Genomic DNA, 21,345 nt, shown 5'->3' on the forward strand with positions numbered 1-21,345 from the left:
GCACTAAGGTGACCCTTAGTTTGTGGGGGTAACTTTCCTGTGGAGGTGTCGTGGCCGGATCCGGGGTGTCCGCGCGGGTAGCCCGCGTGGGTGGGCGCCCGCCGCTCATCGCGGTGACCGACATCGTCGCCGCAGGTCGTGAGCTCGGGATGCGAAACCTGAGCATCAATGCCGTGGCCGCTCGGCTCGGAGTATCGGCGACCGCCCTGTACCGCCACATCAGCGGCCGATGGGAGCTCGAGCGCCTGGTCGGCGAGAGTCTGCTCGCCGAACTCGAATTCGTCGATGATCCGGCGCGGTCTGTCGAAGATCATCTGCTGGCCGTCGGAGTGAGCCTGCACCGCTACGCCCTGACCTATCCCGGATTGGCCGCCTACATGCAGGTGCTGTTCCCGCGCGGAGAGGCCGGTGCGCGGCTGCTCGCCGATGAGATCGCCGCGTTGGGCCGGCGCGGCTACACCGCCGAGGCCGCGGCGCTGTTGAGCAGTTCGGTGGCCGTGCTGGCCATCGGGCTGGCCGCCCAACACGAACTCAAGGCCGAGGCCAGTGGCGGCGACGACGGCTTCGTCCTCGAACGCGACGCCGCCGCCGAACGCCTGGCCGGCGACGCCGCACTGGGTCCGGTGCACACCGCGGGCATGCAACTGCGCAGTCCGCAGTACCTGGAATTTCTGATGACCGCACTGATCCGGGGACTGCTGACGTCCGTGGCACCCGGCAGACCGATTACCGACATCGTGGCGGATCTGACCGCCAAGAGGAAGGACCGCTGATGGCACGCGGATTTCAGGGAGTGATGATGCGCGGCTTCGGTGCGCGCGACCACCAGGCGACCGTGGTCGAGACCACCTACCTGACGCCGAACATGCTGCGCCTGCGCATGGTGTCGCCGACGGTGTTCGAGGACGCCGTGGCCGAGCCCACCTCATACCTGCGTTTCTGGGTTCCGGACCCGGAAGGATCGAAGACCGAGTTCCAACGCGGCTACACCATGTCCGAAATGGATCCCGACACCGGGCATTTCGCGGTCGACGTGGTGCTGCACGAGCCGTCGGGACCGGCGTCGAAGTGGGCCAGGACCGCCAAACCGGGCGACACCATCCCGGTGATGAGCCTGGGCTCGACGGGATTCACCGTGCCCGAGGATCTGCCCGCCGGATACCTGCTGATCGGTGATGCGGCGGCCACACCGGCCATCAACGGGATCATCGGCGCGCTGCCGCAAGACATCCCGATCGAGGTGTATCTCGAGGAGCACGACGAGAACGATCTGCTCATCCCCATCGCCGAGCATCCGCGGCTGCGGGTGCACTGGGTCAAGCGACACGACACCACCTCGCTGGCCGCGGCCATCGAGGCGCGGGACTGGTCGGACTGGTACTGCTGGGTGACGCCGGAGGCGGGCTCACTCAAGCATCTCCGGACCCGGCTGCGCGACGAGTTCGGTTTTCCCAAATCCGAATTGCACGCCCAGGCCTACTGGACCGAGGGCCGTGCGATGGGCACCGATCGCACCGAGGACAAGGCCGAGGACAAGACTGAAGCCTCGGCGGACGCCAAAGCCGAAACTCCTGCGGACGACGCGAAACCGGTGCCGGCTGCGTCTGCCTCGGCAGCGCCCGCGTCACCGGCACGGGGCACTTGGCGGGCACAGGGCGCCGGCCGTCTGCTGTCTCCACTGAAAACCCCGCTGATCGTGTCGGGTGTCCTGCAGGCGCTCATCACCCTGATCCAGCTCGCCCCGTTCGTGCTGCTGGTCGAGCTGGCTCGGCTGTTGCTCGCGGGCGCCGAGGAATCCCGCCTGTGGACACTGGGTTTGACCGCGGTCTGGCTGCTGGGCCTCGGCGCGCTGCTGGGTGCGGGGCTGACCCTGTGGCTGCATCGACTCGATGCGAAATTCGCCCGTGAACTGAGAACCCGGCTGCTGACCAAGATGTCGAAGCTGCCGCTGGGCTGGTTCACCGCCCGCGGGTCGGGCTCGATCAAGCAGCTGGTGCAGGACGACACGCTGTCGCTGCACTATCTGGTGACCCACGCGATCCCGGATGCCGTTGCGGCGGTGGTCGCCCCGGTGGCCGTGCTGGTCTACCTGTTCACCGTCGACTGGCGGCTGGCACTGGTGCTCTTCATCCCGGTGCTCACCTACCTCGTGCTGATGTCGGTGATGACCATCCAATCCGGTGCCAAGATCGGCCAGGCACAGCGTTGGGCGGACCGCATGAGCGGTGAGGCCGGCGCCTACCTCGAAGGCCAGCCGGTGGTCCGGGTGTTCGGCGGTGCGGCATCGTCGAGTTTCCGGCGCCGGCTCGACGAGTACATCGGCTTCCTGGTCGCCTGGCAGCGGCCGTTCACCGGCAAGAAGTCGGCGATGGACCTGGTCACCCGGCCCGGAACCTTCCTGTGGCTGATCGCCGCCGTCGGCACCCCGATGATCATCGGCGGCTCGATGGAGCCCGTCGACCTGCTGCCGTTCCTCTTGCTGGGCACCACATTCGGCGTTCGGTTGCTTGGCGTGGGCTACGGATTGGGCGGGATCCGCGGCGGCATGCTGGCCGCCCGCCGGATCCAGAACGCTCTCGACGAGGCCGACCTCGCGGTGCGGGAGGACGCGGGTGCGGCCGGTCAGCCGGGTGCGGTGGTGTTCGATCGCGTGACCTTCGGCTACCGCCCGAGCGTTCCGGTGATCCAGGACGTGTCGCTGACCTTGCGCCCGGGCACGGTGACCGCACTGGTCGGGCCGTCGGGATCGGGCAAATCCACCCTGGCCGCGCTGCTGGCCCGCTTCCATGACGTCGACGCGGGGTCGATCGTGCTGGACGGCAAGGATATTCGGTCATTTGCGGCTGACGACCTGTACCGAAAGGTCGGGTTCGTGTTGCAGGAGACCCAGCTCGTGGCAGGCACGGTCGCCGAGAACATCGCGCTGGCCGACCCCGAGGCCGGCCTCGACCGGATCGAGCAGGCCGCGCGTGACGCCCAGATCCACGAGCGCATACTGCGGCTGCCCGACGGCTATCAGACGGTGCTCGGAGCGTCGTCGGCCTTGTCCGGCGGTGAACGCCAGCGGCTCACCATCGCCAGGGCCATCCTGGCCGACACCCCGGTGCTGATCCTCGACGAGGCCACCGCCTTCGCCGATCCGGAATCGGAATACCTTGTGCAGCAGGCGCTCAACCGGCTGACCAAGGACCGCACCGTCCTGGTGATCGCGCACCGGCTGCACACCATCACCCACGCCGACCAGATCGTCGTGCTCGACGGCGGACGCATCGCCGAAACCGGCACCCACGAGGAGCTGCTGGCCGCCGGTGGGCGCTATCAACAACTCTGGCAGACCGGCCAATCGTTGCGCCCCGGCGACGCCGTCACCGCAGGAGAGACCCGATGATCCGCACATTGCTCGCCCTCATCCCGGCCGACCGCCGCGGCAAGGTCGGCCTCTACGCCACCCTCACGCTGGTCTCGGTGGTGATCCGCGCGGCAGGCACGGTGCTGCTGATCCCATTGGTGGCAGCGCTGTTCAGTGATGTGCCGCGCGACGCGTTGCCGTGGCTGGGCTGGCTCACCGCTGCGACCGTCGTCGGCTGGATCATCGACACCGCGACCTCCCGGCTCGGATTCGACCTGGGATTCGCGCTGCTCGACCACACTCAGCACGATGTCGCCGACCGGCTGCCCAGCATTCGGATGGACTGGCTGGGCGCCGACGGCGGGGCGAACACGGCCAATGCCCGCCAGGCCATCGCGGCCACCGGACCGGAACTGGTCGGCATGGTGGTCAACCTGCTGACCCCGTTGATCGGGGCGATCCTGCTGCCCGCGGCCATTGCGCTTGCGCTGCTGGTCATCTCGGTGCCACTCGGATTGGCCGCACTGGCCGGTGTGGTGGTTCTGCTCGGTGCGTTCTGGGCCTCGGGCCGGCTGAGTCGCAAGGCCGACGCCGTGGCCGACGAGACCAACCGGGCCTTCACCGAACGCATCATCGAATTCGCCCGCACCCAGCAGGCACTGCGCGCGGCTCGGCGGGTCGAGCCGGCCCGCAGCATGGTCGGCGACGCCCTGGCCGCCCAGCACGGTGCCGGCATGCGGTTGCTGCTGATGCAGGTGCCCGGGCAGCTGCTGTTCAGCCTGGCCAGCCAGCTCGCCCTGCTGATCCTGGCCGGGATGGCCACGGTGCTGACGGTGCGCGGCACACTCGGTGTGCCCGAGGCGATCGCGATGATCGTCGTCGCCGCCCGCTATCTCGAGCCGTTCACCTCGTTGTCGGAGCTCGCCCCGGCGATCGAAACCACCCGGGCCTCGCTCGGCCGAATCCGCGCCGTGCTCGACGCCCCGGTGATGGCCACCGGCACCGCCACGCTGACCGGGAACGCCGCGCCTCGCATCGAATTCGCTCATGTCACCTTCGGCTACGGGTCCACCCCCGTGCTGCAGGATGTCAGCTTCACCCTGGAGCCAGGCGGAACCACTGCCATCGTCGGCCCCTCCGGATCGGGCAAGAGCACGATCTTGTCGCTCATCGCCGGGCTGCATCAACCCAGCGCGGGACGAGTGCTGATCGATGGTGTCGACACGGCCCAGATGGACGCCGAAACCCGCAGAGCAGCAACGAGTGTGGTGTTCCAGCACCCCTACCTGTTCGACGGGTCCATCCGGGACAACATCCTGGTCGGCGATCCCGGAGCCGACGCCGAGCGCCTTGCCGCCGCGGCGCGGCTGGCCCGCGTGGACGAGCTGACCGGGCGGCTGCCCGACGGTGACGCCGCCAAGGTCGGCGAGGCCGGCACGGCACTGTCCGGTGGTGAGCGCCAGCGGGTCAGCATCGCCCGCGCGCTGGTGAAGCCGGCGCCCGTGCTGCTGGTGGATGAGGCGACCAGTGCACTGGACACCGAGAACGAGGCCGCGGTGGTCGATGCGCTCACCGCCGATGAGCGGTCCCGCACCCGGGTGATCGTCGCGCACCGGCTGGCCAGCATCCGGCACGCGGACCGGGTGCTGTTCATCGACGGCGGAGAGATCGTCGAGGACGGCAGCATCGATGAACTGCTGGCCGCGCACGGCCGGTTTGACGAGTTCTGGAACCAGCAGCGCGAGGCCGCGGACTGGCAGATCACGCACTGAGGTGCGCCGTCGGCGTACTAGCCGATCGGATACTTGAACCTGATCTACTGTAAGTATTACAGTTGGGCGTCCCGGAACGATGTCAGGGCAGGTTGCCCATCCGGCGGGAGGTCGTGTCGATGATGTCGCAGACGAACGCCCAAGGCTGGGTAGCGCAATGAAGGGTCAAGACCACGGCGGCACCGTGGCCTACCGATTGCACGTAATAGCCCACGATGCCGCGGAATTGGTGACCCGCGCCGGCGGACTGATCGTCGACCGGATGATGAGCGGCTGGCGGGTGACGGTTCAGCTTGTCGAGGGGTCCCGCGCTGACCATGCACGCCCCGTGCAGATCCTGGGCGCCGAGCTGGTCGATGCCGATGCGATTTCGGAACACCAGGATGACGAAGAGTGTGTCCTGGTGATGGGCGCCGACGCGTACGAGCAGATGACTTCGGCCGAGGGCCGACAATCGCCGATCGAATGGGCCGAAGTGCTCGTCTGGGACGAATCCACTGACCCGGCACGCCTCGTCGGGCATGACCTCAGTGCGGCGGCGCAGGCATTCAAGGCCCTGGCAATGGCCGCCACCGGTGTCCGTGGAGATCAGGTGGCGGTTGCCGAGCTCTTCACCTCGATGACCGCTGGGAGCGGTGAGGTCACCCTGCGCGCCTGAGGCTGATTGACTCTGCACTGAGGGCGTGGAGCACTTGCACTTTCGCGCCCTCAGCGCAGAGTCAACGACAACTCAGGCCTTGGTGAGCTGCTTCTGCTCGTAGAGGCGTGCCCACTCCGCGCGTGGGCGGATCGAGGTGTCGACATCGGTTGCCGTGGCGCGCAGTGCGCCGACGTTGGCCTGATCACGGGCAGTGTGCTGGAACGGATCCCAGCTGAAGAACCGCGCTGAGTTCTCCCAGGTGATCTTGTTGATGTCGGAATCGCTTGCGCCCGCGGCATTCAGCTCGGCCAGCACCTGCTCGGGTGCGTCCGGCCAGAAGCAGTCGGAGTGCGGATAGTCGCATTCCCACGCGATGTTGTCGATACCGATCTCATGGCGCAGTTTCAGCGACGTCTTGTCGGTCACGTAGCAGGCCAGTGAGTGCTCGCGGAACACGTCGGAGGGCAGCTTGTCTCCGAAGTCGCGGCGCAGCCACTTCTGGTTGGTGTAGTGACGATCGCTACGGTCCAGATAGAAAGGAATCCAACCGATTCCACCTTCGGAGAAGGCGAACTTCAGATCGGGGTAGTTGCGCATGGCCGGTCCCCACAGCAGGTCCTGGGCACACATCGCCGACACCTGGGTGGCCAGGATGATCAGGTTGTCGATCGGGGCGTCCTTGGCCATGCTTATCGCGCCGAATCCGGTGCCGATGTGCAGGCACATCACCACGTTCTCCTCGGAGAGGGTGCGGAACACCGGGCCCCAGTAGTCCTCGTCGAAGTAGCTGGGCAGGCCTTCCAGGTGCGGCAGTTCCGGCATGGTGACCGCTCGGCATCCTTTGGCGGCGACGCGACGGATCTCGGCGCACATGGCCTCGGGGTTCCAGGTCGGCATGATCGCGATCGGGACGAACCGCCCCGGGTACGAGCCGGCCCACTCGTCGATGTGCCAGTCGTTGTAGGCAGACACCATCACCAGCGTGATGTCTTCGCGAGTCATGTTGAGGTGCCGTGCGGAGAACCCGGTGAAGGTCGGGAAGCACATCGACGCGAGGATGCCGTTGCGGTTCATGTCGCGGACGCGCTCGTGCACGTCGTACACGCCGGGACGCATCTCGGCGAAACCGGCAGGATCGCGGCCCCACTCCTCGGCCGGCCAGGACACCACGGCGTTGAGACCGGATACGCCCTGCGGACGGCCCTGGTACATCCACTGATCGACGCCCTTGTCGTCGGTCACCACGATGGGCGCCTCGGGCTTGAACTTCTCCGGCACGTGGTTGAGGAACATGTCGGGTGGCTCGACGACGTGGTCGTCGATGCTGATGAGGATCAGGTCGTCTTTTTTCATATTGCTCCTCGCGTGCGCGCCTGCATGATTCAACTAGTACTCTCGGACAGCGTGACCGTCTCTGCACTTTCGGACAGAGGTTTTACTCAATCGGCCAACCTGTCGAGGCCGGTCATCGAGTTGCGCCGTGGTGGCCGTGCATTGGCGGGCAGCTACCTGTACGAGGGTGACGGGCTGATCACCGGCTGGCACTCCCATGAGGTGCACCAGATCGAATACGCGCTGCACGGCGTCGTCGAGGTGGAAACCGACGCCGCGCACTATCTGTTGCCGCCGCAGCAGGCTGCCTGGATCCCGGCCGGTCTGCAGCACCAGGCGGTGATGAACCCGGACGTCAAGACCGTGGCGGTGATGTTCGATGCGCAGATGATCGCCGATCCGGGGGATCGGGCCAGGATCATCGCGGTCTCGCCCCTGATCCGCGAGATGATGATCTACGGGCTGCGCTGGCCGGTCGACCGTGCCCATGGAGACGACACGTCCGACACGTTCTTCCGCACCCTGGCCAACCTCGTCGCCGATGCGCTCGATCACGAAGCCCCACTGAGCCTGCCGACCACCGAGCATCCGATCGTGGCCGCCGCGCTGGCCTACACCAAAGAGCATCTGGCCTCGGTGACCGCAGAGGATGTCAGCCGGGCCGTTGCGGTATCCGAGCGCACGTTACGCCGCTTGTTCGCCGAGACGATCGGAATCTCTTGGCGCACATACCTTCTGCATGCCCGGATGCTGCGGGCCATGGCGCTGCTGGCCGGGCCGGATCAGTCGGTGCAGGCGACCGCCACCGCCGTGGGATTCGAGAACCTCAGCTCGTTCACTCGATGTTTCAGTCATTTCTGTGGCGAGACTCCGTCGGCGTACCGGAATCGCGCCCGCGAGGAACATTAGACCCGGCAGCTGAGCTCCATGCTGTCGCTGTCGCGGGCCAGGAAGTTCACACTGACATAGCCGTTCACCGCATCGCGGACATGATCGAGGTACGGCTGGGTGTCGGCCATCGAGGTGTTGTCCGCGACCACGAGCGCGCCGGTGGTCAGCCGGGGCTGCAGCAGCTCGAGCACCGGCAGGTAGAGCTCCTTCCAGCCGTCGAGCAGGACGAATCCGATGTCGCCGGTCACGGACTTCAGGGTCTCCAACGCATCGCCTTCCAGCACGGTGATGACGTCGTCCAGCCCGGTCTCGGCGAACGTCTGCCTGGCCGAGGCGATCTTGGTGGCGCTGAGCTCCGTGGTGAAAACGCGTCCAGAACCGTTGTCGCGCACGGCGGATGCCAGGTGCAGGGCAGAGAGGCCGAACGACATCCCGAACTCGACCACGACCGCCGGCCTGGTGGCCCGAACCAGGGAGTACAGCAGCCGGCCTGCTTCCCGCGTCACCGGCATGTAAATGTCACTGAGCGCATCCGCACGTTCCTGCGCACTGGCCTTGGACAAATCGGCGAACCTGCGCGAACCGTCTTCACGCAATTGCGCGAACTGCTGATCGGCCGCGGTGTACATCCGGTCCAGCGCGGCTGCGACGTTGGCGTCGTTGAGGGTGGTCACCTCAACGAAACTACGCCGAGGCGTGAATTATGGCCGGTGTGCGAAAACTACAGGCACTCCCGCTGTTGTCCTTCCCTGCCGCCATCGTCCTGGTACTTGCCACGCTGCTGGCACCGACTGCCGCTGCGGGCGGCTACCGCTCCATCACCCTGACCTTCGTTCGTCACGCCCAGTCGGCCGGCAACGCCTCGGGCCTGATCGACAGCTCCACACCCGGTCCGCCGCTCACCGAGCTGGGCCGGACGCAGGCCGTCGCCAGCGCACAGCGGCTGGCCCCCAACCATTACGACGGCATCTTCGCCTCCACCATGGTCAGGACCCAGCAGACCGCCCAGCCCATGGCCGACACCCTGGCCGAACCCATCACCGTGTTACCCGGGCTGCACGAGGTCGAGGCAGGAATCTACGAAGGCCAGCCCGAGGCGAGCGCTGTACAGACCTACTTCGCCGCACCCGAGCAGTGGCTGCGCGGCGACCGGAACGCCCGGATACCCGGCTCGATCGACGGCAACGAGTTCGACGCCCGGTTCGACGAGGCGGTACAGCAGATCTACGACAGCGGCGACGACGATCCCGTCGCGTACTCGCACGGCGCCGCGATCATGTTGTGGGTTCAGATGAACGTCGCCAATCCGAATCCCGAACTGTTGATGCGACACCCGCTCGACAACACCGGCTATGTGGTCGTCAAGGGCAACCCGACCGACGGCTGGACGTTGACCGACTGGGATGGCGCCGGAACCTAGCTGACGATGTGATCTCTGCGCCATAAACTGCCAGAATGCGGCGCCGATCACGTCTGGCTCGAACCACGTCCGGGCGCGGTTACTGTGTGCCATGGCACGGAGATGGGAGCGGAGCGATGAGGTTTCTGCCATGAGGTTTCGGGTGTTGCCGTATGTGAGCGTCGAGGTCGACGACCGGGTACGGCAGCGGATGCGCAGCGCCGGCGAGCGGCTCCGGGTCAACCTCAGGGGATACCTGCGTACCGCCGCCGATGAAGTCGAGACCGCCAGCGGCCGGGTCCGCCACCTGTGCGATTCCGCGGTGGACCGCGTCGACCTCGCGGTGGCCAGCGTCAACGACAAGATCGCCCCCGCCCCGCCGGCCGCTCCCGCAGATTCCGCCGACGAGCCGCCGAAGCGGCACCTGCAGGTCGTCTGACCCCAGGCGGCGCGACAACCGTCAGCGCTCTACGGTTGAAGGGCACTGGCCTTCTCCCCGTTCGAGGGGGCCGACACACCGGCCCGAAAGGGGTTGACGAGGCTTGCTCGGCAACAGTCTTGCGGTGCTGTTCGCCCTGTGCGCAGCGGTCTTCGCAGCCGTCGGCATCGTGGTACGGCAGCGCGCCACCATGGATGTCCCACCCGAGAAGGGTGTCAGCACAGTCATGCTGCGTACGCTGCTGCGCCGCAGACTGTGGTGGGCGGGCACCGCGTCCGCGGTGGCCGGGTACGTGTTCCAGGCGCTGGCGCTGGGATTCGGCTCACTGCTGCTGGTCCAGCCCGTACTGGTCTCGGCATTGCTGTTCGCATTGCCACTGAGCGCGCGGCTGGCACACCGGAAAGTCAGCCGGGCCGAATGGGCCTGGGCCCTGCTGTTGACCGGGGCGCTGACCGTCTTCGTCGCACTGGCCAGGGCCAGCACCGGAACCTACGCGGTGTCGGTCACCACCACGATCACCGTCGCCGTCGTATGCGCGGCGGCCGTCACCCTCTGCGTGCTCCTCGCCACCCGCAGCGCCGACTGGCGCCGCGCGGTGCTGCTGGCGGTGGCGGTGGGCGTGATGTTCGGCGTGGTCGCGGTGCTGACCAAGATCGTCATGCACACGATCACCGAAGGCAGTGTGCTCACCGCGCTGACCACGCCGGCCCTGTACCTGGTGGTGATGCTCGGTGTGGTCGCGACGCTGCTGCAGCAGTCGGCGTTCCACGCCGGGTCGTTGCAGACCTCGGTGCCGACCATGTTGGTGCTGGAGCCCGTGGTGGCCGTGGTGCTCGGCTCCGTCGTCCTGGGCGAGCATCTCTCCATCAACGGTTGGGAACCGGTGGCGCTGTCGGTGGCGGTCGGGGCGATGGCCGCGGCCACCATTGCGCTCGGTCGTGACGAGGGTGCCTACGAGGAGAAGCTCGAAGCCGAACTCGAAGTCAAGACCACCGGGTAGCCCGGGCGAGGACCGCTAGGGTTTCGGAGCCCTTCGCCGGAACACTTTGCGCAGGTCCCCTGCACCGCCTTCCAGGTGACCCGCGTCGATCGCCTGGTCGACTGTGATTGCGCCGGCCGCGAGAGCGACCACCGTGTCTGGCGAGGCGCTCAAGATCGTGCGGGGCCGCGGATCGAGGCCGGCGATGGCGCGAGGACCGGATTGATCGAGGTGAAGATCGATCAGGTAGCCCTCGACCTCGAGGCCGACGGAGACCGGCGGATCCGCGGTGGCGCCCTGGAGCAGCGCGGGGATCGCGAGGACGAGCCAGCGGGGGTGGAAACTGTCGTCGCCGCGGCCTGACGCCAAGAGCGGTGCGCCCCACCGGCCCAGTGCCTCCATCGGCTCGCGCAACTCGGAACCCCACCGTGTGAGGGCGTACACGACCCCTGGTTCTCCCAGGCGACGCTCGACAATCCCGTTGCTTTCGAGACTTTTCAGCCTTTCGGACAGCAGGTTGGTGGCGATGCCGGCGAGCGAGCTTTTCAGTTCGCCGTATCGCAGCGGGCCGGGCAGCAGTTCTCGCACTATCAGCAGGTTCCAGCGGTCGCCGACTACGTCGAGCGCCCTGGCCAGGGCGCAGAACTGGCCGTAGGAGCGTGAAGTGGAACGCTTGACTTCATCCATCAAGGTTGATTTTATAAAGTTGTAGTGCGTCGCCGCAAGGATGTGCTTCCGTCAACCAAAGTCAGGATGAATTGGGATGCAGATCAATTGGCTCAGTGTCTTGCTCGCCCTGGTCGCGGGCATGGCGGTCGCGGGTGTCTGGTACGGGAAGCTATTCGTCGCAGTCTGGTGGAATCTGACCGGCATCACCCCTGAGCAATCCAAAGCGGCCAGCAAGCGGAACATGACCCAGCTGTTGATCGCCAACGCGGTCACTGCCGTGGGCCTTGGCGCCGCGGTCGCCGTGACGGGTTCGGCAACCGGGATCCACTCGGTGTGGCTCGCCCTTGTTGTCGGGTTCGCAGCCTGGCTGGCGTTCTCGGCGACGACGCTCTTTCAGCACAACGCGTTCGAACTCAAACCACCGAAGTTGACGGGTATCAACACCGCATATCAGTTAGCGCTCTTCCTAGCCATGAGCTTGGTCATCGGCCTCTTCTAGCACCTACGGGTTGATCGTGTTCTCGCCGATCTGGCGGCCCCACACGTACTCGGCCATCAGTGGCTGACCGAGTTCGAAGTGGTTGTAGGGCGCGATCGACGCCCCGATGTCCATCACCAGGTACGGCGCCGGCCACAGGTCCTTGGTGATCGGCTGCCAGCAGCCGGGCCGGCCCTCGGGCCCGCCGGTGGCGTTCACCCGGGGCAAGTTGTCCGGGTACACCCACGGATTGGGCGCGCCGACCAGGAAGTCCAGCAGCTCGAATCCGTAGCCGTTACGCGTCTGCTGCGCGAACTTCGGTGCGGCCTCGGCGTAGTTGTGGAACATGCAGTACATCGCCGGGCTGTTGCGGTCCAGCATCGCGCTGACCGGCAGCAGGTCCTGGGCGCCGCGGACCAGATAGGGCCCGCCGCGCTCGAAGATGTCGCCGCCGGTGTTGCCGAAACCGACCGCGGCGACCAGCGCCTGATCCAAGTTGCCGCGCTGCTCGTTGAGAGTGCGCGCGGTGGTGACGGCGTTGTTCAGGCCGTCGAACAGGTCCGGGCCCGCATTCGCGTACACCTCACCCAGATCGGCGAGACCCGCGATGTCGCGGCGGATCTGGGGCATGCGGCCGTTGAGGTCGACCAGGATGGCGTTGCCGTTGACGATGGACTCACCGAATTTGTTGCCCAGGCCGTCGAGAGCCTGGGCCGTGGCGGTCAGGGTTTCGTTCAGCTTGATGGGGTCGATCTGCTCGGAGATCGCGGTGATGGTCTCGAACAGCGTGTTGAACTCCGTCGTCACGCCTTTGGCGCGGATCGGGGTGGAGGGCGAGATCCGCTGCGGCGACGGATTCTCCGGCGCGACAAACGAGATGTACTTGTTGCCGAACACCGTGGTGGCCTTCAGTTCGGCGGTCACATTTTCCGGGATCAGCTTCAGGTATTTGGGCTTGACGTCGAGGGTGAGCTCGGCCTGCTGCTCGCCGTCGACGTCGGCCACGTTCACGGCCGTCAGCCGGCCGATCGGCACGCCGTTGAAGGTGACCTTCGAGCCCGGATCCATCGACAGACCCGAACGGTTGGCCAAGACGGTGAGTTGCGTCTTCTCCTCGAACGCCCCGCGGAACTGCATCCACGTCAACGCCAGCACCGCGACCAGCAGAATGGCCATGCCCGCGCACGCGGTCTTGTACGGCGGGTCGTACCGCCAGTGCTTGAACCGCTGTTCGAAGCGGTCCCGCAGTGTCGCGGTTGGTGAGGCCACGCGCAAACCTCCGAATTATTGACGCAGCCAAAAAACTAAGGTCAGCAAACTGTCCCAAACAAATAGAGATGATTGCAACTACCGAAGCCCCGGTGCGGCGAATATCAACTCTGCCGCGCTGGGAGACCCCCATCACAGCGTATGCGCTGATCAGGTGTTACGGCCGCCATTCACGCCGACGATCTGGCCGGTGATGTAGCCGGCCTCTTCGGAAATGAGGAACGAACATGTGGCCGCGATGTCCTCCGGCTTACCCATTCTGCGCACCGGGGTCGCCTCGATGGTGTTGCGAATATCGCCCAATTCGCCGCGAGATTCGGCGGCGCGCAGCATCGGGGTGTCGATGAAACCCGGGGGAACGGCGTTGACGGTGATCCCGGCCGGGCCGAATTCCAGTGCCAGGGATTTGGTCAGCCCGTTGACGGCCGACTTGGCGGCGACGTAGTCGGACATGAAGGGGACGCCGGAATGCGTGCTGGACGACGAGATGTTGACGATCCGGCCCCAGCCGGCGGCGATCATGTCGGGCAGCGCGGCCTGCACGACGTGGAAGACGCCGTTGAGATTGACGTCGACGACCTTCTTCCAGCGCTCGAAGGTCAGCTCGGTGAACGGCGTGAAATCGCTGAGACCGGCTGAGTTGACCAGGATGGTGACGGGGCCGAGCTGCTCGCGAACCGCTTTGAAGACCGCGTCGACTTGGGCCCGGTCGGTGACATCGGCCGCGTAGGAGTGAGCGTCGTCAGTCGCGTTGAGGTCGAGGGTGGCCACCTGGTATCCGTCGGCCGCCAGCCGGTCCGCGATCGCCTTGCCGATACCGGATGCCCCTCCGGTCACCAAAGCCGTTTTCTGCTGCGGGGTGGTCATGTTTTTGTTCCTTCCGATATTTGTTGAATATCAACGGTTTTCGTCAACTGTGGGGGTGCGCAGGCCGAGTGTGCGGCGCGCCGCATCGATCAGGTAGCGGGAGAGGTCCGCGTCGGAGGTGCCCTCGGCGGCGACGCCCGCGGCCCCGGCGATACCGGCGAACACCATCGCCGCTTTGACGGTCCCGGCCGGACCCGGATCGACATCGGCCAGCAGCGCCATCTGCCGGTTGATCACGCCATCCCATTCCGGTCGGTTCCGCAGCGCCTCGTTCACGCTCGGATCGTTGGCCAGAGCGGACACCAGGGCGCGGTTGCGGACCGCCAGTTCGGCGTAGCCGCACACCATCTGATCGGCGCGGGCAGCCGCGGTGCGCTGGAGCTCGGCATCCTCGATCACTTCTCGCATCCGGGTCAGGAACGGTTCCACGACGGCGCTCAACAACTGCTCACGGGTGCGGAAGTGGTAGTAGATCGCGGCCTTGGTGAAGCCCAACTCGTCAGCGATCATCTGCAGCGACGTGCCGGCGAAGCCGTGATGGGTGATCAGCCGGACGGCGGCTTCGAGGAGGCGCGCGCGGGTGGCGCCGGCCACGTCAGTGGGCTCCATTCGGTCCTCCCTCCATGTGCATTCTTAGCTGATCTACTTTACGATCGTAAAGTAGGCTACTGGAAGGACTGCACGGATGCTGACGCCGTTACCGGCAGAGGATTGGGACGACGAGGCGCGCGAGGCGCTGGCCTCGACGGTGCCGCCGGAGCGCCGCCGCCCCGACAAGGTGGGCAATGCACTCGCGACGCTGGTGCGCCATCCACAACTGGCCGGCGCCTTCCTGCCCTTCAACACCTACCTGCAAAAGGCATCCACGCTGCCCGAGCGGGTTCGTGAACTGGTGATCCTGCGAACCGCCTTCCACCACGGGTGTGTATACGAGTGGGGTCATCACAGCGCGATGGCGGTGCACGTCGGGCTTACCGAGGATGATGTCGAGGCGGCCCAAAGTGGTTCAGCCACAGACGCATTCGACCAGGCCGTGCTCGATGCCGTCGACGAGCTGCACACCGGGTCGCGAATCTCCGCGCCGACCTGGGAACGCCTGGGGCAACGCCTCGACGACCGGCAGCGGATGGACCTCATGTTCACCTTCGGCGGCTACAGCACGCTGGCCTTCGCGCTGAACACCTTCGACGTGCCGCTCGAGGCCGGCGCGGGCACCGACGAGTTCTATGCCTCGGTGGGAAGCTAAACGGCCTTGCGCACGCGTGCGGCCGCCGACTCGGGCATGGGCTCGTAACGCGCGAAGGACCGGGTGAACGCCCCGGCGCCATGCGACAGCGACCGCAGGTCGATCGCGTAGCGGGTCAACTCGACCTCGGGAATCTCGGCCTTCACCACGGTCCGGCCATCCTCGGCCTGGTCGGTGCCGAGCACTCGTCCGCGCCGGCCGGCCAGATCACTCATCACCGCACCCACCAGATCGTCGGGCACCACCACGGTCACGTCATCGATGGGTTCGAGCAGGTTCACGCCCGCTGCCGCGGCGGCCTCACGCAACGCCAGCGCCCCGGCTGCTTGGAAAGCGAAATCCGACGAGTCGACGCTGTGCGCCTTGCCGTCGACCAGCGTCACCCGGATGTCGACGACGGGATAGCCGCCGTCCCCGTGATCGCCGCCGATGCCCTTCTCCATCTGGGCCCGTACACCCTTCTCGACACTCGGGATGAACTGGCGCGGAACGGCTCCACCGACGACCTTGTCGACGAACTCGAATCCACTGCCCTCGGGCAGCGGCTCGACCTCGATGTCGCAGACCGCGTACTGACCGTGCCCGCCCGACTGCTTGACATGTCTGCCATGGCCTTTTGCCTTGCCGCCGAGGGTTTCTCGCAGCGGTACCCGTAACTCGACGGTGTCCACCGACACTCCGTAGCGCCGCGACAGCGCATCGAGCACCACCGCGGCATGCGCCTCACCCATGCACCACAACACGATCTGATGGGTCTCCGGGTTCTGTTCGATGCGCAGCGTGGGATCCTCGGCGGCCAACCGCTGCAGCCCGACCGAGAGCTTGTCCTCGTCGGTCTTGGCGCGGGGCTGCACCGCGATCGGAAGCAGCGGGTCCGGCATCGTCCACGGTCGCAGCACCAGTGGATCGGCCTTGTCGCTGAGGGTGTCACCTGTCTCGGCCCGGCTGAGCCGGCCGATCGCACAGATGTCCCCGGCCACCACGGTCGGCGCCGGGCGCTGCTGCTTGCCCAGCGGGAAGGACAGGGTGCCGATGCGCTCGTCCTCGTCATGATCCGCGTGCCCGTGCGAACCCCCCGGTGTCACCGAGCCGTTGAACGCAGAAAAATGGCCCGACACATGCACGGTGGCGTCGGGCCTGATGGTGCCGGAGAACACCCGGACCAGGCTGACCCTGCCGACATAGGGATCCGACGTCGTCTTCACCACCTCGGCCAGCAGCGGCCCGGACGGATCGCAGGCCATCGGCTTGCGGGTGCCGCCGTTGGTGCCGAACACCTCGGGCAGACGGTGCTCGGGTGGCGACGGAAAGCCGCGGGTGGCGATCTCCAGTAGTTCCAGCGTGCCGACTCCGGATCCGCTGCACACCGGGATCACCGGGAAGAAGGAGCCACGGGCCACGGCCTTCTCCAGGTCGGCGATCAACACCGACTCGTCGATCTCCTCGCCGCCGAGATAGCGCTCCATGAGCGTCTCGTCCTCGGACTCCTCGATGATCCCCTCGATCAAGGAGCCGCGGAGCTCGGCGATCTGGTCGTCATACGAGCCGTCGGGTGGCTGGGTGGCGCGGGTACCGCCGCTGTAGTCGTAGTGCGTGCGGGTGAGCAGCCCGATCACCCCGTCGCCGGAGCCCACCGGGAAGTACAACGGCGCCACCTTGTCACCGAAGGCCCGCTGGGCACCGGCCAGTGCATCGGTGTAGTTGGCCCTGGCGTGGTCGAGTTTTGTGATGACGACGGCACGCGGCATACCCACCGCCGCGCATTCCTGCCACAGCGACTTCGTCGGCTCGTCGATGCTCTCGTTGGCCGCGATGACGAACAGTGCGCAATCGGCGGCGCGCAACCCGGCGCGGAGCTCCCCGACGAAATCGGCGTATCCGGGGGTGTCGATCAGGTTGACCTTGATCCCGTTGTGCTGCAACGACGCCAGCGCCAGGCCGACCGAGCGTTGCTGACCGATCTCGGCGTCGTCGAAATCGCACACGGTCGACCCGTCGACCACCGAACCCGCACGCGTCAGCACCCCGGCGGCGACCAGGAGCGCCTCGACGAGCGTGGTCTTGCCCGCACCCGACGGACCTACGAGCGCCACGTTCCGGATGGCGGCGGGACTGTCCGCGGTGGGCACGGTCCCGTTGCCTGCCGAGTGAGTCTTGTCCGCCATGGCATTCCTCCTGGTGTCCTGTGATCCACCATTCCCCGATGTGACCTACGACACAAGTCCTGCATGCCATCACACCTGCCAGGAAGCCCAGTGCGTGACCTCGACGGTGATCACCGGCCCGTTCAGTGCAATGCGCTCGTACTGGGGGTATTTCGCGCGCAACAGCCCGTATCCGGTGGCCATCGCATCGCCGCTGTGGTGGACCGCGGCCCGACCATCGGCCCGGACCCACCACAGGTGGTCCCACTCGTCGGAGTAGTGGTCCACCAGCAGGCTGACCCGGGAATCGGCTTCGATGTTGGCCAGGCGCCGCAGACGCTGGGTGGACTTCGGCTTGGCGTCCACTGCGCTGTAGATGGTGGATGCGCTGTGGGGATCGGTAGGCACGTGGACCGCGAACACCACCGGGACCAGATGCGGTGCGCCGTCGGCGCCCAGCGTCGCGAGCACGGCGCAGGGGGCGCCGGCGAACTGGGCGATGGCCTCGGACCCGGGCATGGACCCAGAGTAGGCGCAGGTGGTTGCGGGAAACGTCAGTTGCGTGGATGCCGCGGTTGCGGGGCCACGCTGATCGGCGAGCGCGTGACCGGCGTGCGGGTGACACCGATCTCGGGCTTCTTGGTCTCGGTGGGTCGTTGCGTGGGCCGGTAGACCGGGGTCTGCGGTGTCTCCGGCGGTGGTGCGGGTGGCGGTTCCGGGGGAGCGGGCGGCACACCCACCCGCAACGACGGCGACGGCGACGGGACCGTGGCCGACGGCTGGGTGGACGGTGGCGTCGTCGCCGGCAGCCGGGTCGCAGGCGAATCCCCAAGCAGCAAAAGCACACCCGAGACCACGATGGCTCCCGCGGCAACCGCGGCGGCGACCATCGCGATGACAGCCGGACGCGTGCGGTACCACGGCACCGGCGCCGGCTTGAAGCTCCAGCCGTCGAGTTCGAAGCCGCCGCCTGGTCCGGGAACAGACATCACGTGATGCTAACGCTCGGGCTCGGGCGATGCCTCTCACGTTCGGCGAGGTCGCGATAGGGTGCCGGTGCGCACTCGGAGACCATCGGAGGAATTGGCAATGATCGCATCCCGGATCGCGACGGTGTCCGCCCTGGCCGCGTCGGCCCTCGTCGCGGTGGGCCTGGCCGCGTGCGCACCGCCGCAGAAGGAGGCCGCGGGCGGCAAGACCGACACCGGGGTCAAGGTTGCCGAGGCGAAGTCGGCCGCGGATTTCGGCGGGATGGACAAGCTGGTCGAAGCGGCCAAGGCCGAAGGCGAACTCAATGTCATTGCCCTGCCACCGGATTGGGCAAACTACGGCGCCATCATCAAGGCCTTCTCGGACAAGTACGGCATCAAGGTGAACTCGGCGCAGCCGGACGCCTCCAGTCAGGAGGAGATCAACGCCGCCAACCAGCAGAAGGGCAAGAGCACCGCGCCCGACGTGTTCGACCTGGGACAGTCGGTCGCGCTGGCCAATACGTCGATGTTCGCGCCCTACAAGGTCGCGACGTTCGACGACATCCAGGACAAGCTCAAGGACCCCGACGGGGCCTGGGTCAACGACTACGGCGGGTTCATGTCGATCGGCTTCGACTCGACCAAGGTCCCGCCGATCACCTCGGTCGACGACCTGCTCAAGCCCGAATACCACGGCAAGGTCGCGCTCAACGGCGATCCGACCCAGGCCGGCGCCGCCTTCGCCGGTGTGCTGATGGCGGCGGTGTCGCAGGGCGGCTCGGCCGATGACATCGCCCCCGGCGTGGAGTTCTTCGCGAAACTGAAGGAAGCGGGCAACTTCCTGCCGCTGGACCCGACGCCCGCCACCATCGAATCGGGTCAGACCCCGGTGGTGATCGACTGGAATTATCTCAACGGCACCGAGAGCCAGAAGGTCCCCGGCTGGCAGGTGATCGTTCCCCATGAAGCTCTCGTCGCCGGGTACTACTACCAGGCGATCAACAAGGACGCACCGCATCCGGCGGCGGCCCGGTTGTGGCAGGAATTCCTGTACAGCGACGAGGGGCAGAACCTCTACGCCAAGGGCGGGGTCCGCCCGGTACGCGCCGACAAGATGATCCTGGCGGGTACCGCCGACCGCGCCGCATTCGGCCAGTTGCCGCCCATCGACGGTCCGGTGACCATCGCGACCCAGGCCCAAACCGACACGGCCAACAAGTATCTGGCCGACAACTGGGCCAAGGCGATCGGCTGATTTCCGTCATGGACATCCGCAGGCGTACTCGGGATGCCCTGCCGCTGCTGCCGTTCGTGGTGGTGGTGACGGTATTCCTGATCGTGCCGACGGTGACGGTGATCGTCATGGCGTTCTTCGCCGATGGATCGTTCTCTTTCGCCCGCATCGCCGCGCTGTTCTCGGGTACCGCGCTGGCGGCGCTGGCCAAAAGCATTGCGCTGTCGGCCAGTACGGCATTGATCGGGGCAGTGCTGGGGACGGTGCTGGCCTGGCTGATCGTCAGCAGCCCGCCGACGTCGATGCTTCGTCGCGCGGTGCTGGCACTGTGCAGTGTGCTGGCCCAGTTCGGCGGCGTGGCACTGGCTTTCGCGTTCCTGGCGACGATCGGGCTGAACGGTGTGCTGACGCTGTGGGTCTCGGAACACCTCGGTTGGGACCTGGCCGGCTCCGGCTGGTTGTACGGCCTGGCCGGACTCATCCTGGTCTACAGCTACTTTCAGATTCCATTGATGGTGATCGTGTTCCTGCCCGCGCTCGAGGGACTGCGCCGGCAGTGGCGTGAGGCCGCGGTGAGCCTCGGCGCGTCGCAATGGCAGTACCTGCGGGAGGTCGCGGTGCCGTTGTTGAGCCCGGCCTTCCTCGGCTCGACACTGCTGTTGTTCGCCAATGCTTTCGCCGCATATGCCACCGCGGCGGCGCTGGTCAGCCAGGGCAGCCCGATCGTGCCGCTGTTGATCCGGGCCGCGCTCACCAGCGAGGTCGTGCTGGGGCAGTCCGGCTTTGCCTATGCGCTGGCATTGGAGATGATCGTGGTGGTCGCCGCGGTGATGATCGCCTACAACGCGCTGGTGCGCCGGACGGCGAGGTGGCTCAAGTGAATCCTGCGTTTCTGCGCACCGCTGGGCGATGGGCACTGTGGGTACTGTTCGGCTTGTTCTTCCTGTTCCCGCTGTACGCCATGGCGGATTTCTCCACCCGCAATCTGATCGAGGGCGGGCGCACCGCCGCATCCTGGCGCAACCTGGTGGCCGACGAGGCGCTCTATCACGCCGTCGTCATGTCCTTGTTGCTCGCGGTGTTCACCGTCATCGCGATGCTGGTTCTGTTGGTGCCGACGATGATCTGGGTGCGCCTGCGGGCGCAGTGGGCCGGGCGGTTCGTGGAGTTTCTGTGTCTGCTGCCGTTGACCATCCCGGCCCTGGTGGTCGTGGTGGGCCTGCGCAACGTGTACCTGTGGGTCACTTACCTTCTCGGTGAATCGGCACTCACGCTGACGTTCGTGTACGTGGTGCTGGTGCTGCCGTTCGCCTACCGGGCAATCGATTCCGCGCTGGCCGCCATCGACCTGCAGACCCTGGCGGAAGCCGCCCGGTCGCTGGGGGCCGGCTGGGTGTCGACGATCGGGCGGGTGATCGTGCCCAACATCTGGTCCGGAATCCTGTCGGCGGCATTCATCTCCATTGCGGTGGTGCTAGGGGAATACACCATCGCCTCGTTGAGCGGCTTCGAGACGCTGCCGGTTCAGATCGTGGCGATCGGCAAGGTCGACGGCCCGACATCGGTGGCCGCCTCGCTGGCCACCCTGCTGCTCGGCTTCGCGTTGTTGTTGGTACTGGCGGCCCTCACCCGAGGCCGCCGCAGGATGTCAGGAGTTCAGCAGTGA

General features: G+C 66.6%; 22 protein-coding genes. 13 read left to right on the forward strand and 9 right to left on the reverse strand.

What is annotated here, in order from left to right; translation table 11 throughout:
- The first annotated feature begins 50 nt into the window (after nt 1–50).
- The 4 genes from QQ25_RS05450 (at nt 51) to QQ25_RS05465 (ending at nt 5,779) form a co-directional block, all read left to right on the forward strand.
- Nucleotides 51–773 (forward strand): TetR/AcrR family transcriptional regulator, encoded by a 723-nt coding sequence (locus QQ25_RS05450; protein ID WP_101906409.1) that lies wholly within the window; start codon nt 51–53, stop codon nt 771–773.
- Nucleotides 773–3,388: an ABC transporter ATP-binding protein/permease gene (locus QQ25_RS05455; RefSeq protein WP_039377598.1), complete on the forward strand. Its 2,616-nt coding sequence runs from the start codon at nt 773–775 to the stop codon at nt 3,386–3,388. The genes QQ25_RS05450 and QQ25_RS05455 overlap by 1 nt, the downstream gene beginning before the upstream one ends.
- Nucleotides 3,385–5,121 carry an ABC transporter ATP-binding protein gene (locus tag QQ25_RS05460; RefSeq protein WP_039377599.1) on the forward strand — a complete coding sequence of 579 codons (1,737 nt, stop codon included), beginning with the start codon at nt 3,385–3,387 and terminating at the stop codon, nt 5,119–5,121. The genes QQ25_RS05455 and QQ25_RS05460 overlap by 4 nt, the downstream gene beginning before the upstream one ends.
- Before the next feature lie 157 nt (nt 5,122–5,278).
- A complete protein-coding gene (locus QQ25_RS05465; RefSeq protein ID WP_039377600.1) occupies nt 5,279–5,779 on the forward strand; it encodes a hypothetical protein in 501 nt (166 codons plus the stop codon).
- Nucleotides 5,780–5,851: 72 nt separating this feature from the next.
- Here QQ25_RS05465 and QQ25_RS05470 read toward each other — a convergent pair whose 3' ends face one another.
- The gene (locus QQ25_RS05470) at nt 5,852–7,114 is read right to left on the reverse strand and encodes an amidohydrolase family protein (RefSeq protein ID WP_039326415.1); all 1,263 of its coding nucleotides are present in this window, start codon (nt 7,112–7,114) and stop codon (nt 5,852–5,854) included.
- A gap of 51 nt (nt 7,115–7,165) precedes the next feature.
- On the opposite strand from QQ25_RS05470, the gene QQ25_RS05475 reads away from it, so the two are divergent.
- A complete protein-coding gene (locus QQ25_RS05475; RefSeq protein ID WP_039377601.1) occupies nt 7,166–8,002 on the forward strand; it encodes an AraC family transcriptional regulator in 837 nt (278 codons plus the stop codon).
- On the opposite strand, the gene QQ25_RS05480 is transcribed toward QQ25_RS05475, so the two are convergent.
- Complete coding sequence (locus QQ25_RS05480) at nt 7,999–8,613, reverse strand: O-methyltransferase (protein ID WP_052235671.1); 615 nt, start codon at nt 8,611–8,613, stop codon at nt 7,999–8,001. The two genes, QQ25_RS05475 and QQ25_RS05480, sit on opposite strands and share 4 nt — an antisense overlap.
- Nucleotides 8,614–8,687: 74 nt before the next feature.
- Between QQ25_RS05480 and QQ25_RS05485 the strand changes: the two genes are divergently transcribed.
- The 3 genes from QQ25_RS05485 to QQ25_RS05495 all read left to right on the forward strand — a co-directional run bounded on the left by QQ25_RS05485 (nt 8,688) and on the right by QQ25_RS05495 (nt 10,822).
- Nucleotides 8,688–9,404: a histidine phosphatase family protein gene (locus QQ25_RS05485; RefSeq protein WP_039377604.1), complete on the forward strand. Its 717-nt coding sequence runs from the start codon at nt 8,688–8,690 to the stop codon at nt 9,402–9,404.
- A gap of 130 nt (nt 9,405–9,534) precedes the next feature.
- A complete protein-coding gene (locus QQ25_RS05490; RefSeq protein ID WP_039326406.1) occupies nt 9,535–9,822 on the forward strand; it encodes a hypothetical protein in 288 nt (95 codons plus the stop codon).
- Nucleotides 9,823–9,925: 103 nt separating this feature from the next.
- A complete protein-coding gene (locus tag QQ25_RS05495) occupies nt 9,926–10,822 on the forward strand; it encodes a DMT family transporter (RefSeq protein WP_039377605.1) in 897 nt (298 codons plus the stop codon).
- A 15-nt stretch (nt 10,823–10,837) separates the two neighbouring features.
- Here QQ25_RS05495 and QQ25_RS05500 read toward each other — a convergent pair whose 3' ends face one another.
- The gene (locus QQ25_RS05500) at nt 10,838–11,488 is read right to left on the reverse strand and encodes a winged helix-turn-helix transcriptional regulator (protein ID WP_039326401.1); all 651 of its coding nucleotides are present in this window, start codon (nt 11,486–11,488) and stop codon (nt 10,838–10,840) included.
- Between the two features lie 76 nt (nt 11,489–11,564).
- On the opposite strand from QQ25_RS05500, the gene QQ25_RS05505 reads away from it, so the two are divergent.
- Nucleotides 11,565–11,969 carry a DUF1761 domain-containing protein gene (locus QQ25_RS05505; protein WP_039326399.1) on the forward strand — a complete coding sequence of 135 codons (405 nt, stop codon included), beginning with the start codon at nt 11,565–11,567 and terminating at the stop codon, nt 11,967–11,969.
- 3 nt (nt 11,970–11,972) lie between these two features.
- On the opposite strand, the gene QQ25_RS05510 is transcribed toward QQ25_RS05505, so the two are convergent.
- The 3 genes from QQ25_RS05510 to QQ25_RS05520 all read right to left on the reverse strand — a co-directional run bounded on the left by QQ25_RS05510 (nt 11,973) and on the right by QQ25_RS05520 (nt 14,693).
- Complete coding sequence (locus QQ25_RS05510) at nt 11,973–13,124, reverse strand: MCE family protein (protein WP_082017434.1); 1,152 nt, start codon at nt 13,122–13,124, stop codon at nt 11,973–11,975.
- Nucleotides 13,125–13,367: 243 nt separating this feature from the next.
- Nucleotides 13,368–14,084 carry an SDR family NAD(P)-dependent oxidoreductase gene (locus tag QQ25_RS05515; RefSeq protein WP_039326394.1) on the reverse strand — a complete coding sequence of 239 codons (717 nt, stop codon included), beginning with the start codon at nt 14,082–14,084 and terminating at the stop codon, nt 13,368–13,370.
- 30 nt (nt 14,085–14,114) lie between these two features.
- A complete protein-coding gene (locus tag QQ25_RS05520) occupies nt 14,115–14,693 on the reverse strand; it encodes a TetR/AcrR family transcriptional regulator (protein ID WP_039326392.1) in 579 nt (192 codons plus the stop codon).
- Between the two features lie 76 nt (nt 14,694–14,769).
- Between QQ25_RS05520 and QQ25_RS05525 the strand changes: the two genes are divergently transcribed.
- Complete coding sequence (locus tag QQ25_RS05525) at nt 14,770–15,330, forward strand: carboxymuconolactone decarboxylase family protein (protein ID WP_039377606.1); 561 nt, start codon at nt 14,770–14,772, stop codon at nt 15,328–15,330.
- On the opposite strand, the gene QQ25_RS05530 is transcribed toward QQ25_RS05525, so the two are convergent.
- The 3 genes from QQ25_RS05530 to QQ25_RS30800 form a co-directional block, all read right to left on the reverse strand.
- Complete coding sequence (locus QQ25_RS05530; protein ID WP_039377607.1) at nt 15,327–17,495, reverse strand: elongation factor G-like protein EF-G2; 2,169 nt, start codon at nt 17,493–17,495, stop codon at nt 15,327–15,329. The genes QQ25_RS05525 and QQ25_RS05530 overlap by 4 nt on opposite strands.
- Nucleotides 17,496–17,564: 69 nt before the next feature.
- Nucleotides 17,565–17,993: a TIGR03668 family PPOX class F420-dependent oxidoreductase gene (locus QQ25_RS05535; RefSeq protein WP_039326385.1), complete on the reverse strand. Its 429-nt coding sequence runs from the start codon at nt 17,991–17,993 to the stop codon at nt 17,565–17,567.
- A 35-nt stretch (nt 17,994–18,028) separates the two neighbouring features.
- A complete protein-coding gene (locus QQ25_RS30800; protein WP_052235626.1) occupies nt 18,029–18,463 on the reverse strand; it encodes a hypothetical protein in 435 nt (144 codons plus the stop codon).
- Nucleotides 18,464–18,563: 100 nt separating this feature from the next.
- On the opposite strand from QQ25_RS30800, the gene QQ25_RS05545 reads away from it, so the two are divergent.
- The 3 genes from QQ25_RS05545 to QQ25_RS05555 all read left to right on the forward strand — a co-directional run bounded on the left by QQ25_RS05545 (nt 18,564) and on the right by QQ25_RS05555 (nt 21,345).
- Nucleotides 18,564–19,700 (forward strand): ABC transporter substrate-binding protein, encoded by a 1,137-nt coding sequence (locus tag QQ25_RS05545; protein ID WP_039326383.1) that lies wholly within the window; start codon nt 18,564–18,566, stop codon nt 19,698–19,700.
- Nucleotides 19,701–19,708: 8 nt separating this feature from the next.
- Nucleotides 19,709–20,560, forward strand: coding sequence for an ABC transporter permease (locus QQ25_RS05550; protein WP_039327216.1), 852 nt, complete (start codon nt 19,709–19,711; stop codon nt 20,558–20,560).
- A gap of 80 nt (nt 20,561–20,640) precedes the next feature.
- A complete protein-coding gene (locus QQ25_RS05555) occupies nt 20,641–21,345 on the forward strand; it encodes an ABC transporter permease (RefSeq protein WP_234706252.1) in 705 nt (234 codons plus the stop codon).

It is taken from the genome of Mycolicibacterium setense (assembly GCF_000805385.1).
GTDB lineage: Bacteria > Actinomycetota > Actinomycetes > Mycobacteriales > Mycobacteriaceae > Mycobacterium > Mycobacterium setense.